Here is a 12,640-nt window from a genome sequence, read left to right as displayed (position 1 = left end):
TTTGCATCAGGGCTGGAATGGCGGTGGCGACCACCGAGAGGGCCAGCAGCGGCAGCAGGGGTGGCAACCACTGGCCCCATGGGAGCCTGACCCCACCGGTGGGGCTCGCTGCGGGGCTGGGCAACGGCCGGCGCAGCAGCAGGTGGGCCACCACCACCAGGCAGAGCATGTCCACCACGTAAATGCCTCGCAGCCGCCCCAGGGCCGCCAGCACGGCACCGCCCAGGGCCCCGCTGGCAATGCCGAGGGCATCGGCGCTGCGGGCCAGGGCGTAACCCCGGGCTGAGCTCAGCGGTGGTGAGCACAGGGGAACCGCCAGTTCAATGGCGGGCCAGTACAGCCCCATGGCTGTGCCCAGCAGCAGTTGGCCAACCACGTAGGCAGGGAAGGTGTCGGCCTGCAGCAGCAGGCCATCCGCGAGCAGAGCCGTGGCCGCTGCCAGCAGCACCGGTAGCGAGCAGTTCAGGCCCCGATCCAGCAGGGCGCCGCTGGCGAAGCGGCCCGCCGTGCCGGTGAGGGCGGCCAGGGCCAGGCCCAGTCCCACCGACGCGGCGGAGAAGTGTTCCCGGTGGAACACCATCGGCGTTAGGTAGAGCACCCCACCGGCGCCGAGGCTCGCCATCAGGCGAACCATGGCCAGTTCCCGTAGCGGCGCGGGAAACTGGAACCACCAGCTTCGGCTTGCTGACTCCCTCTGTGGCTGTCCCAACGCGCTGTCGCCGCATCGCCGTAGTGGTGCGCAGTCTGCTTGTCAGTTCGTGGCTTTGGGCTGCCTTGCCGTGGCCGGTCCGTGCCGCAGACCAGCTGGAGGTGCAGCTCGATGGCCTGCGGGTGCCGGTGGACCTCCGGGAGTTGGAGGCCTGGAGCCGGGATCCCCGTCGTCCTCAGGGTGATCTGGGCGTCTGGCTTGCCCTGATTGAGCCCAACAGTCGAGACGACCTGCTGAGGCTGTTGCGGGCCCCCCTCGTGCGCGATCGCTCCCTAGGGCAGCAGTTGCTCAACAGCTGGGCGGGTCAGCGGGTGCTGGAGGAAGTGGGGGGTCTCATCAGCACCGATCAGGGCAACGCTGCGCCGCTCCTGCTGGTCTCCTTGCAGCAGTTGCTCGCCACGCAGCCGCAGGTCACCACCATCGAGCTCTTGCGGGCCGTGCCCAGCCAACGGCTCATCCTTCACGTGGATGTCCTGCTGGAGTTGGCGGCCCAGTGGCGGCACCAACTCCAGCAACAGCAGCAGGCCCTGCAGGCTCTGCGGGCCTTGGCCCTGCCACAGCGGGGGGCCTTGTTGCCCATTACCGATGGCCTGGCCTTGGAGGCTGCCTCCAGGGCTGATGGCGCTGCTGCCCCTGCCCGGGCCCCTCAACGGCTGAGTCTGTCGGTGGCCCATCGGCAGCAGCCCCTGGCACTGGAGCTCTGGCAGGCCCGCGAGGTCCGCCCCCAGCAGCCCTGGGTGCTGCTCACCCCGGGCCTGGGGGGCAGCACGGCCCAGCTGGCCTGGCTGGCCTCGGCCTTGCAGGAACGCGGCTGGTCGGTGCTGCTGTTGGAGCACCCGGGCAGCGATGAGGTGGCGGTGCGGGAACTTCTGGATGGTCGGCGGCTGCCGCCAGGGGCCGAAACCCTGCCCGATCGCCTGCTCGATATGCAGGCGGTGGTGGCGGCCCAGCCGCGGGGGCAGCTCCCTCGCCTGGGGGGCTCGGTGGTGTTGATGGGCCACTCGCTGGGGGGGCTCACGTCTTTGCTGGCGGCCGGGCTGCGGCCCGAGCCCGGCCTGCTGCGCCGCTGCAAGCGGGCCCTCGCCGACCTACCGCTGATCAATCTGTCTCAGCTGCTGCAGTGCCAGGTGAGCCAGGTGAACCTGCCGCTCCCGGTGCCGCTGGCCCAACCCATCGCCGGGGTGGTGACGTTCAACGGCTTCGGCAGCCTGTTGTGGCCCCATCGCGGACTTCAGGGGATTGGGGTCCCGGTGCTGATGCTGGGGGGCAGCCTCGACCTGATCACTCCTCCCCTGAGTGAACAGTTGCAGCTGTTTCTGCCCGCGGCCACGGCCAGCAGCCGCCTGGTGCTGGTGGAGGGCGGCAGCCACTTTTCGCCCGTGCGGTTGCGCCGGGGCGACCAGGCCCTGTTCCAGTTGGGTGAGGAGCTGGTGGGGGTGGATCCCGAGCGGGTACAGGCCTTGATGCTCAGCTTCAGCAGCGAGTTTCTGCAGGGTTTGAAGCAGCCTCGCAGCATCCCCCCCCAGCAGCGCCAGCTGGGGGGGGTGAAGGCCTATGTGCTGGATGCCCAGGCGGCGCAGGAGTGGCGGGCCTCTCTGCGGGCAGCTCCCTGAAGCCCACGGGTTAAAACGAGATGCGGGGATCCAGCAGCGCCACTACCAGGTCCACCAGCACACTCACGGTTACCACAAGGGCGGCCACCACCACCACGATGCCCTGCACCACGGGGTAGTCGCGCTGGCTGATGGCCTCCTGTAACCGAAAGGCGATCCCTGGCCAGGAGTAGGTGACCTCGATCAGCAGGGCCCCGCCGATCAGGGACGCCACGGTGATGCCCGTGATCGTGAGCACCGGCAGCAGCGCATTGGGCAGGGCATGGCGCAGCACCACGCGCCGTTCGCTTAACCCGCGGCTACGGGCCGCTTCCACGTAGTCGGAATCCAGGGCTCGGCGCAGGTTGAGGCGCAGGGCATTGGCGAACACCCCACTCAGCAGGAGGCCGAGGGTGCTCGCCGGCAGCACCAGGTGGCGCAGGGCTCCCCAAAAGGGGGGGCCGCCACCGGCCAGCAGGCTGTCGAGCAGGTAGAAGCCGCTGCCACTCGGGGGCTCCAGGGTGGGGGGAAAACGGCCCCCCACCGGCAGCCAGCCCAGCCACACCGCGAAGATCAGTTGCACCACCATGGCCGCCCAGAATGGCGGCAGGGCATAGGTGCCGATGCCATAGAGGCGGCCACCGAGATCGAGTTTGCCCTCCGGCCGGGCGATGCCGCTGAAGCCCACCGCCAGGCCCACCACCGCGGCAATCAGCAGAGCCACCAGCCCCAGCTCCAGGCTGGCGGGCAGGCTGCGGCCGATCACGGCGGTGACGGGTTCCTGGTTGGTGAGCGACTCCCCCAACTGCCCCCGCAATAGATCGGCGAGGTAGTGGCCGTATTGCACCAGCAGTGGCTGATCCAGGCCTAGTTGCTGGCGTAGGGCGTCGCGGGCTTCCTGGGGTGCGCGGGTGCCCAAAAGGGCATCGATCGGATCGCCAGGGGCGACCCGCAGCAGCAGGAACACCAGGCTGGCGATCAGCCACAACATCACCGGCACCAGGGCCAGACGGCTGGCGAGATAGGCCAGCAGATCCTTGCGCCGGCTCATGGCTGCAGCCTCCGCTGCAGGGCCTGTAGCACCAGCCGGCCGGAGCCATCAAACAGTGGGGGGGCCAGCCAGGGCTGGGCCCAGGCCCGTGGCGCCACCTGCCACACCGGGATGTAGGCATTGCCCTGGGCCGCCCGCTGCTGGATCGCCTGCAGCATCTGCAAGCGTGCACGGCCCCTGAGACCCTCGCTGGCCTGCAGCTGCCCCTGCAGGCCAGGGGCGCTCCAGAAACTGCCGAAGCTCACACTGCTGCCCTTCAGGCAGCTGTTGCCTTGGGTCGTCTCGCAGGCCAGTAGCGGAGCCAGGTACACGTCGGCATCGGGATAGTCCCCCACCCAATCGAGCAGGATCATCGGGAAGGCGCCCTTCTCGAGTTGCCGGTAGGCGGTGGTGGATTCCACCCCACTGATGTCCAGCTGCACGCAGTCGCCTAGGTCGCGCTTCAACTGGGCCTGCCAGGTGAGGGCGAACAGCCGATCGGCGGGAACGTTGGAGCGGAACGTGAGCGGCAGGCTGAGCCGCTGGCCTTTGCAGTAGCCGGCCTGGCGGAACAGTGCCCTGGCGCGCTGGGGCTGGTAAGCGGGCCAGGGCGGGGGGACGGCACCGGGCAGGGGTGGGGGCACTAGCGAGCGCAGGGGTAAACGCATGTTGAAGCTCACCCGCTGGCTGATCAGCTCGCGGTTGAGGCTGTGGGCCACCGCCTCGCGCAGTCGCGGATCGTTGAGCGGTGCCCGATCGCTCAGCAGGGTGAGGTAGCCGATCTCCACGGCCGGGCCCAGGCCCTCCACCAGACGGCCGCGGCGGGCCCGCTCCGCCAGTGAGCGCTGCTGATCGCTCTCCAGCCCCTGGGATAGCAGCACGTCCACTTCCCCGCTGCTCAGGGCCCCGAACAGGGCCGTGGAGTTGCTCAGCGTCACCAGGTGAATGCCGCGGTTGCGGGGCGGTTCGCCCCAGTAGCCCGCAAACGGGGCCAGTTTCTGGTGCTGGGGCGTGTAGCCCGTGAGTCGGTAGGGGCCCGTACCCACGAAGCGGTTGGCCAGGGAGCGCTTGGCGTGGTTGCGGTAGGCCGCCGGTGACACCGGCGTGAGGTTGATGGAGCTCAGCAGCGCCGCCAGGGCGCTGTAGGGACGCTTCAGCTGGAGTTCGAGCTCGTACGGGCCCCTGGCTCGCACGGTCTCAATGCGGTCGTCCAGCAGGTAGCCGAGTTTGCCCAGGGCGCGGAAGCGCTCCAGGTTGAACACCATGGCGGCGGCATCAAAGCGGGTGCCGTCGTGGAAGCGCACATCCCGGCGCAGGGGGATGCGGGCGATGCGGCCATCGGCGGAGAGCTGGGGCAGGGCCGTGGCCAGGCGTGGCAGGGTGCGGCCGCCGGGGTCACTGGCGTAGAGGGGATCGCCAACGGCGCTCAGCAGCTGGGTGCCGGCGAAGGTGGTTACATCCACCGGATCAACCGAGTCCAGGCTGCTCTTGTTGGCCACCACCAGCTCACCCTCTGGCTTGGGCGGCAGGCATCCGACCAGCGGCAGCATCAGGGCCGCAAACCCAAGACCGATGGCGTGGCGAGGTGCGGGGCGGATGGGGTCAGGCCTGGACAGGCCACGCAGGTGAGGCGGCTGTATTCAAGCCCCTTGGAGCTTGCGGGGCGGATGGGCGTGGCCGGTGGCGGCCACCTGTTGCAGTGAAATTTCAAAGACGGGAGACCCGTGGCGGGCCAGGGGCCAACGGCGCACCCAGCAGCGGTCGTGGCGGTCGTCGACGCCGATCACCTGATACGTGTGGTCGTCGCTTGTGAGCTGGATGCAGTCACCCTGATGCAGCGTCATGGCGTGGCGGGTTGATGAATCGAAGGGGAAGCGGGAAGGCGGGCAGGAAGGGGTGGTGATGCCACAGTTCCGCGCCGCTCCGCAGTGAAGTGTTCGGCTCGTTACAAAAAGAGGGATGCGTCAGGGGATTCCCATGGAGCGCTGCGGTTCAAGCGCGGCGGTGGATGGTGGCGTGACGCGGGGATTGGGACGAACCGTCTACGGATTTGCTTCCACTTTGCATCAGAGTGCCGTGCGACTGCCAGGGACGGTGTTCCCTACAACGTGCGCAGGCAAGCCGCCACGCTCTCCACGTCCGTGAGGGCCTCAATGGCGCTCAGGGCTGCCCTGAAGCGGGCCTCCGGTGCCTCGTGGGTGATCACTACTATCTCGGCGGTGCCGCTGCCGCTGGTTTCGAATTGCACGATCGATTGGATCGACACCTGTTCCTCACCGAAGCAGCTGCCGATCTTGCCGATCACGCCGGCCTGGTCGCCGGTCTGCAGGCGCACGTAATTGCGGTGCTGGGTTAGGCCGGCATCCACGAGCCGGCACTGGCGCCAGCGATTGGCCGCCAGCAGCGGATCCAGGCCGGCGTTGGGCCCGCCCACCTCGCGGATGCCAGCGATGTTGAGGATGTCGGCCACCACGGCAGACGCGGTGGGGCCTGCTCCGGCGCCAGGGCCATAGAACATCACCCGGCCCACGGGGTCGCCCTCCACCAGGATCGCGTTGTTCACGCCATGCACGCCTGCCAGGGGGTGTTCCTTGGGCAGCAGCGTGGGATTCACCCGCACATCCAGCTGCACCGTGCCGTCGGGATCGGCGCCAAGGAACTGGGCCGTTGCCACCAGCTTCACCACGTAGCCCAGCTGGGCGGCGTAGTTCACGTCGCGGGAATTCAGCTTGTTGATGCCCTCGGTGGGGATGGCGGCCCGTTCGATCGATCCGCCGTAGGCCAGGCCCGAGAGGATGGCGATCTTGTCGGCGGCATCGCCGCCTTCCACGTCGGCGGCGGGGTCAGCCTCGGCGTAGCCGAGCTGCTGGGCATCGGCCAGCACCGCCTCGTAGGCCGCACCCTCATCGGCCATGCGGCTGAGGATGTAGTTGGTGGTGCCGTTGATGATGCCGCTCACCCGCTGGATGCGGTTGCCACCCAGGGATTGCTTGAGGGGCTCGATGATCGGAATGCCGCCGCCCACGGCGGCTTCGATCAGCACGTACACGCCCTTGGCGGCGGCCGCGGCGGCGATCTCCTCGCCGTAGCGGGCAATCACGGCCTTGTTGGCCGTCACCACCGGTTTGCCGGCGGCAATCGCCCGCAGAATCAGGCTGCGGGCCGGCTCGAGGCCGCCCATCACCTCCACCACGATGTCCACGGCAGGGTCGTCCACCACCGCTTCGGGGTCGGTGGTGAGGAGTTCGGCCGGCAGCTCCACCGGCCGCGGGCGGCTGAGATCCCGCACCGCCACCCGCCGCAGGGCCAGGTTGCCCACCAGCGGATGGCGCCCCTCCGGGCTGGCCACGATGCCGGCCACGCCGGCGCCCACAGTGCCGAGCCCGAGCAAGCCGATGCCGATGGTCATGCCTGCGTGTCCGTGAAAGCGGCGATCCTAGAAATCTGAGCGTCAGCCGTCAGCCGTCAGCCGTCAGCCGTCAGCCGTCAGCCAGAGCCTGGGCCTGGGCCTGCATCATCTTGAGGATGTTCAGGAAGCCGTTAGCTCGGGATGGCGTGAGGCTCCCCTGCAGACCGGTCTCCGCCAGGAAGCTGGGATCGAGCTTGGCGGCGGCGCTGGGCTCGAGCCCTTCCAGCCCCTCGATCAACAGGGCCAACAGCCCCTTAGTGATGGCGGCATCAGAATCGCCCTGCCAGTGGAGCTTGCCGTCCACCAGCTGCCCCACCACAAACACCTGGGACACGCAGCCCTTCACCTTGAAGGCGTCGTTGCGGTAGTCATCCGGCAGGGGTTGCAGTTTCTTGGCCAGCCAGAGCACGTACTCGTAGCGGCGCTTGGGATCACTGGTGGTCTTCAGCCGCTCAACAATCTGATCGAGCTTCTCGCTGCCGGTGGCCATTAACGGGGGCGTCGGATGCGCTGCAATCCCAGCAGCATGGCAGCGGCTCCGAGGCCACCGAGACCCGCCAGCGAAGCCAGGCCCAAGGGGCGGGCATGGTGCTGGCTCACCCGATCGAGTTGGGCCTGGCCGCCCTCCACAGGCATCTCCAGGTAGTCGCGATGGCCTGCGCCGCCATCCACCTGCACCTCCCAGTCGCCACTGGCACCTTTGGGCAGGGCAAAGCTCAGTTGCCCCTGGGCGTCCGTGCGTCCCACCTCGATGGGGGCACCACCCGGAGGCACCAGGCGCACCACGGCGTCACGGGTGGGTTCGCCGCTCGAGAACTGGCTCTGCAACGTGAGCTCATCACTCAGGGCCTGCAGCCTGGTGAGACTGCTCTCGATGCCGTGGGCCCGGGCTGTGGCCGGTGCGACCAGCAGGCCGAGGCCGAGCAGGGGGGCGATCAGCTGGCGGGACATGGCGTGAACCTCAGGAGGCGGACCAGCGGCTGCCGGTGCTCTTCGTTTTACCGGCCTGCACCATGCGCACCATTGAACTCACCATCATGGACAGGGCATCCGAGGGCTCGTTGCGGTTCTTCAGCTCCGAGGCCAGCACCTGCTCAGCGGCCGTGCCTGCGGAGAGCCTGATGCTGGGTCCGCGCTTGGTGGTGCTTCCGGCGCGACCCGCGGCAGTGGCAGATAGGAACGCGTCGTTGGCCTGAAGATCCACTGCGGCTGAGCTGTTCGATGCCCTGATCCTGGCAAATGGCCGGGGTTCGAGCGCCGATCGTGGGGGGCCGTTACATAGCTTGCAACCTCAAGCCGAGGCCAGCTTCAGCCAGTGGAGTCCGGTTTCATCCAGCCAGCCGTGGAAGGGAATGTCCCAGGCGTCGCGGGGTAACCGTTCCACCAGGCAGCCGCTGGGCAGCACCGCCAGGGCCGGGATCGCCCGCCACGCAGGATCAGTCCGCAGGCGATCGAACCAGCCACCGCCGTAGCCCAGGCGGATGCCCGCGCAGTCGAAGGCCAGGGCCGGTGCCAGCACCAGGCCTAGGTGCTCAGGCTCCAGTAGCGGCCCTGTGCTTGGGGCCGGAATGCGGGCGTCGTCCGGCGTCAGGGGATCGCCTGGCTGCCATGGGCGGTAGTGCAACCGCCCGGCCTCGATTCGGGGCAGGGCCAGGCGCCCCTGCAGGGGGGGGTGTTGGCTGAGGAGCCGCAGATCGGCTTCCCCCGGCAGGGGCCAGTAGAGCCCAAGCCTGCGGTCTGCAGGGATCCAGTTCGCTAGATGCTCGGCCGCCAGGGCTAGTAGCGGTGCCTCTGTTGCCGCCAGCAGCGCCCCACGGCGGGAGCGGTAGTGCTGGCGCAGGAGGGGCTTGGTTGGGGCGGGCGGCTGTGTGTCCACGGCCTCAGCGCTGGAACCAGCCGGTGAGCGCCACGGCCAAGGCATCGGCTGCGTCGTCGGGCCGGGGGGGATCGCTGAGGTTGAGCTCACGCATCACGGCGGCCAGCACGTCGTGCTTGTCGGCGTGGCCATGGCCGGCCATGGCCAGCTTGATCTGCATGGGGGGGAACTCCACCACCGGCACCCGGAAGCGGGCCAGGGTCATCATCACCACCCCGCGGGCCTGCACCACGGAGATGGTGGTGCTGGAGCGGTAGAAGAAAAACTTCTCCACCGCTGCCAGTTGGGGCTGCCAGGTGCGGATCAGTACCCGCAGATCCCGGGCGATTTCCACCATGCGATCGCCTTCGCTGGTGCCGGGATCGGTGCGGATGATGCCGCAATCGAGCATCTGCTGCACGCCTCCGCCGGTGTCGATCACCCCGTAGCCCACGCGGGCCAGGCCGGGATCGATGCCGAGGATGCGCACTAGGCGGCGAGGGCCAGCTCGAATTGGCGGCGATCGCTGGCTTCAGCCCGTTCGAACACCTTGCAGAACACCTTCACAACCCGGTCGCCTGAGTCGATCTGCTCGAGCGGATCCTTACGCAGGCGGTGGCGCAGACAGCAGGCTGCCACCCGGGCCACGTCGTCCTCAGTAACTTCCGTGCGGCCCTCCAAGGCTGCTAGGGCCCGGGCTGCGCGGTTGGTCACGATGTCGCCCCGCAGGCCATCCACATCCAGCTCCCCACAGATGGCGGAGATGCGGATGCGCAGGTCGTCGTCGATCTGCACGTGCGGCAGGCGGTTCTGGGCTTCCACCACCCGGGCCTGAAGTGCATCCTGGGTGGGCTGCACGCCGTTGTTGAAGCCGTCGGGGTCGTTGTCGAAGCTGGTGCGCTGATCCACCACCTGTACCCGCAGTTCGGGATCGCGCACGGTGCGTACCTCCACGCTCATGCCGAAGCGATCGAGCAGCTGAGGCCGCAGTTCACCTTCCTCGGGGTTGCCGGAGCCGATCAGCACGAAGCGGGCCGGGTGGCGCACGCTCACGCCCTCGCGTTCCACGGTGTTCCAGCCGGAAGCGGCCGAATCCAGCAGCACGTCCACCAAGTGGTCGTCCAGCAGGTTCACCTCGTCCACGTAAAGCAGGCCGCGGTTGGCCTTGGCCAGGAGGCCTGGCTCAAAGGCCCGCACGCCCTCGCTGAGTGCCTTCTCGATGTCGATGGTGCCGCAGAGGCGGTCTTCGGTGGCGCCCAGGGGCAGGTCCACCATCGGCACCTGGCGCTTCTCGGTGGACAGTGCCTCGCCGTGCTCAGCCCGCAGGCGCACCTCGGCGCTCTGGAGATCTGGATCCTGGGGCGAGCTGTTGTAGGGATCGCCGGCCACCACGTCGATCTCGGGCAGCAGGTCGGCCAGGGCGCGGATGGTGGTGGATTTGCCGGTGCCCCGGTCGCCCATGATCATCACGCCGCCGATGCGCGGGTCGATCACGTTGAGCAGTAGGGCCAGCTTCATCTCCTCCTGGCCCACGATCGCGGTGAAGGGGAAGACCCGGCGCTTGCGGGCTTGCGTCACGGTTGGCTGCTGGCTGGGTTTGTTGGCGATTGTTTCACACGCAACAGGCTCAGCACCTGGGGCGGGGTGGCATCGGCCGGGTAGATCAGCCGCACCTGCAGCTGCCGCTGGGCCCCGGGGGCCAGGCTCACCGTGCCCAGGGCCGGCCCCTGCTGGCCGGCCCGTTGGATCAGGTGGAAACCGCGCCGGCCCATGGGTTTGCCGGTCCCGTCGTCCAAGCCACTCACCTCCACCGTGCCGCGAAACATCACGGCCTTCGCCGGGGTGGTGTTGAAGCGCAACCCGCCCAGGGGCTGGTCGGATTTGAGTGGTGATTCGAAGGCCAACTGCAGCTGCAGCGGGGCCTTGCTGTCGTTGCGCAGGGGGATGGAGAGGTCGTACTCCACGCCGTAGTTGCCATGGGCCGCCCAGGCGGTGCCGGGATAGAGGGCCTGCAGTTCGGCGGTTTGCACCTGGCCGCTGCCCAGGCTGCCCCGTTCCAGGGAGCTGATCGGCCAGGAGATGGGCGCGCGGGAGGCGCTCAGCCAGCGCTTGCCGGGGTCGGTGAGGCTGGTGCGCCAGATGCTGCCCACTTGTACGCCGCTGACGCGTGAGTAGATCAGCTGGCCCTTGCTGCCCCGAGGTGTTGGGGTGTGCTCCTTGGGGCTCAGGGGGCCGTTCAGCATGGGGGCCCAGCTCTCCGGCGTGGGCGGCTGGTCGCCCGTGCCGAAGGCTGCCAGCGTGGCCACACTCACCGGTCCGCTGCTCACCAGCCGCAGCTGCAGGTTGCGGCCGTTGAGTAGGGGGTCGAGGCCTTTCACCGGCAGGGGCAGCACCACCAGGGTGGTGGCCCGGTTTGGCGGCAGTTGCCACTGATCGGGCAGCAGCGGGCTGCGCTGGCGGATCAGCAGTTCCGTGGCCACCCGGCTGCCGGGGCCTGAGAAGGTGCTGCCGTCCTGGGGCAGCACGGCCGGCAGGGGCAGGAATGGCGCCGATGGCTGCACCCGGTCCGTGGCCTGGGACAGGGCGGTGGAGCCCGCCAGTAACTTGAGTGTCACGGGCTCGGTGCCACGGGGTTGGGCCAGAACCGCCAGCCACAGGGTGGAGTCGAGGCTCTCGGGCTTGCCCGCGTACACGTGGTGGCTGAACAGGTCGAAGCGACCGTTGAGAGCCACATCCAGGTGGGCTCTCGGTTCAGGTCGCCCGGCCGCCGGGAAGGTGGAGAGCAGAATGCCCGGTGCGGTGATCAGCTCCGGGTTGTTGTCATTCAGCATCAGCACTCCGTCCAGAGCACCAGGCAAGGGGGCCACGGTCTGGGGGCGCACCAGCGTGGTGGGGGCAGCAGGGGGCGGTGTTGCCGCCAGCAGCAGGGGGGGAATCATGGGTTGGTCGCTCGGGGCTGGGAACTACTGCTGCTGCGGCCGATCAGTGTTTTCGCCACTTCTGCCGCCATGGCTCGGATCAGGTCGGTGGAGCGCGGATCGTTGAAGGGGCCCTTCACCATGAAGGCCGCCACGGCCCGTTGCCCATTGGGCAGTTCGATCAGGCCGCCATCGGCGTAGGCAATGCCGATATCACCGGTCTTGTTGAGCACGGTGACGCCATGGGCCAGCAGGTCGCTGTCGGGATCGGGGGAGTCGCCCCCCAGGCCCATCAACAGGCCCAGGGGCAGGAGGGTATTGGTGCGGGATTTGCCCATCACTTCGCGGAACAGATCCCGGGCCCGCGGGCTGAGTTTTTCGCCGGTGTCCACCAGGGCGATGGCCCGGGCTAGGTCGTGGGAAGTGGTGGTGTTGGTGCCGTCGAGATCCGGCAGCCAGTTGTTGATCACCGTGCCGCTCAGCCCCATGGCCTGGAAGCGGGCGTTGAGGGTCGTCTTGCCCCCGAGCCGTTTGATCAACAGGTTGGTGGCGCTGTTATCGCTCACCCGGATCATTTCCATGGCCGCCTCGTAGAAGGGGAATCGGGTGCCGAGGGGTTTGCTGGCCATCCAGCCTGCCCCACCTCCCATGACCTCCTTCGTGAGCGGCAGGGGTTCGTTCCAGCGCAGCTTGCCGGCGTCGAGATCCTCGAGGCCCGCTAGCAGGATCGGCGTCTTGATCGCGCTGGCGGCCGGCAGGGGAAGTTCGGCCTGGAGCTGGGCAAAGCGGCCGTCGTCCAGCACGAGCAGGTAGCCACTGGCCTTGAGGTCCTTGTGAACGGCGGCCAGTTGCGCCCATTTCTGGCTCAGGGCCGTGAGTTCGGTGCGGGGCTCAAAGCGCCCGAGGTTGAGGCCCCGCTGCAGGGGTTGCAGGGGGGAGGTGGCGCTGGGATTGGCCCGGGGCATGTCCACGGCGCCCTGGGCCAGCCGTGGCGCCAGCAGTTTCAACACCGTGCCGCTGATCAGCCCGAGCCCCACACCCATCACCAGCAGGCGCAACACCAGCCGCAGGGGTGGGCCCCAGGCGCTGCCGTTGCCAGGGCGAGGGGGGCGACTGGAGCTCACGCT

General features: G+C 68.6%; 14 protein-coding genes. 1 reads left to right on the top strand and 13 read right to left on the bottom strand.

Translation table 11 applies throughout. The features are described from left to right. Positions 1 to 634: MFS transporter (locus KBZ14_RS12155; RefSeq protein WP_399219647.1), on the bottom strand; the 634-nt coding region annotated here is incomplete at its 3' end. Positions 635 to 774: 140 nt separating this feature from the next. On the opposite strand from KBZ14_RS12155, the gene KBZ14_RS12150 reads away from it, so the two are divergent. Further along, positions 775 to 2,322, top strand: coding sequence for an alpha/beta hydrolase (locus KBZ14_RS12150; RefSeq protein ID WP_255118597.1), 1,548 nt, complete (start codon positions 775 to 777; stop codon positions 2,320 to 2,322). 10 nt (positions 2,323 to 2,332) lie between these two features. On the opposite strand, the gene KBZ14_RS12145 is transcribed toward KBZ14_RS12150, so the two are convergent. The 12 genes from KBZ14_RS12145 to KBZ14_RS12090 all read right to left on the bottom strand — a co-directional run bounded on the left by KBZ14_RS12145 (position 2,333) and on the right by KBZ14_RS12090 (position 12,637). Further along, a complete protein-coding gene (locus KBZ14_RS12145; RefSeq protein WP_255118596.1) occupies positions 2,333 to 3,352 on the bottom strand; it encodes an ABC transporter permease in 1,020 nt (339 codons plus the stop codon). Further along, positions 3,349 to 4,881: an ABC transporter substrate-binding protein gene (locus tag KBZ14_RS12140; RefSeq protein ID WP_255118595.1), complete on the bottom strand. Its 1,533-nt coding sequence runs from the start codon at positions 4,879 to 4,881 to the stop codon at positions 3,349 to 3,351. Before KBZ14_RS12140 ends, KBZ14_RS12145 begins: the two co-directional genes overlap by 4 nt. A gap of 90 nt (positions 4,882 to 4,971) precedes the next feature. Beyond that, the gene (locus tag KBZ14_RS12135) at positions 4,972 to 5,175 is read right to left on the bottom strand and encodes a DUF8657 domain-containing function (protein WP_255118594.1); all 204 of its coding nucleotides are present in this window, start codon (positions 5,173 to 5,175) and stop codon (positions 4,972 to 4,974) included. Between the two features lie 257 nt (positions 5,176 to 5,432). After that, a complete protein-coding gene (locus KBZ14_RS12130) occupies positions 5,433 to 6,740 on the bottom strand; it encodes a homoserine dehydrogenase (RefSeq protein WP_255118593.1) in 1,308 nt (435 codons plus the stop codon). A gap of 70 nt (positions 6,741 to 6,810) precedes the next feature. Further along, the gene (locus KBZ14_RS12125) at positions 6,811 to 7,230 is read right to left on the bottom strand and encodes a SufE family protein (protein ID WP_255118592.1); all 420 of its coding nucleotides are present in this window, start codon (positions 7,228 to 7,230) and stop codon (positions 6,811 to 6,813) included. Beyond that, positions 7,230 to 7,691: a cupin domain-containing protein gene (locus KBZ14_RS12120; protein WP_255118591.1), complete on the bottom strand. Its 462-nt coding sequence runs from the start codon at positions 7,689 to 7,691 to the stop codon at positions 7,230 to 7,232. Before KBZ14_RS12120 ends, KBZ14_RS12125 begins: the two co-directional genes overlap by 1 nt. A 10-nt stretch (positions 7,692 to 7,701) precedes the next feature. Further along, entirely contained in the window at positions 7,702 to 7,944 is a 243-nt protein-coding gene (locus KBZ14_RS12115; protein ID WP_255118590.1) for a hypothetical protein, read from the bottom strand. Between the two features lie 87 nt (positions 7,945 to 8,031). After that, positions 8,032 to 8,616 carry a 5-formyltetrahydrofolate cyclo-ligase gene (locus KBZ14_RS12110; RefSeq protein WP_255118589.1) on the bottom strand — a complete coding sequence of 195 codons (585 nt, stop codon included), beginning with the start codon at positions 8,614 to 8,616 and terminating at the stop codon, positions 8,032 to 8,034. A 4-nt stretch (positions 8,617 to 8,620) separates the two neighbouring features. Then, positions 8,621 to 9,085 (bottom strand): crossover junction endodeoxyribonuclease RuvC, encoded by a 465-nt coding sequence (gene ruvC, locus KBZ14_RS12105; RefSeq protein ID WP_255118588.1) that lies wholly within the window; start codon positions 9,083 to 9,085, stop codon positions 8,621 to 8,623. Next, positions 9,085 to 10,173, bottom strand: coding sequence for a magnesium chelatase ATPase subunit I (bchI, locus tag KBZ14_RS12100; RefSeq protein ID WP_255118587.1), 1,089 nt, complete (start codon positions 10,171 to 10,173; stop codon positions 9,085 to 9,087). Before bchI ends, ruvC begins: the two co-directional genes overlap by 1 nt. Then, positions 10,170 to 11,534 carry a DUF3370 domain-containing protein gene (locus tag KBZ14_RS12095; protein WP_255118586.1) on the bottom strand — a complete coding sequence of 455 codons (1,365 nt, stop codon included), beginning with the start codon at positions 11,532 to 11,534 and terminating at the stop codon, positions 10,170 to 10,172. Before KBZ14_RS12095 ends, bchI begins: the two co-directional genes overlap by 4 nt. After that, positions 11,531 to 12,637, bottom strand: coding sequence for a serine hydrolase (locus tag KBZ14_RS12090; RefSeq protein ID WP_255118585.1), 1,107 nt, complete (start codon positions 12,635 to 12,637; stop codon positions 11,531 to 11,533). The genes KBZ14_RS12095 and KBZ14_RS12090 overlap by 4 nt, the downstream gene beginning before the upstream one ends. Between the last annotated feature and the right edge of the window lie 3 nt (positions 12,638 to 12,640).

The sequence above is a fragment of the Synechococcus sp. HJ21-Hayes genome, from assembly GCF_024345835.1.
In the GTDB taxonomy this organism is placed as follows: domain Bacteria; phylum Cyanobacteriota; class Cyanobacteriia; order PCC-6307; family Cyanobiaceae; genus Vulcanococcus.
Note: the sequence above shows the minus strand (reverse complement) of the source record. Positions and strands in the feature narration are given on the sequence as shown.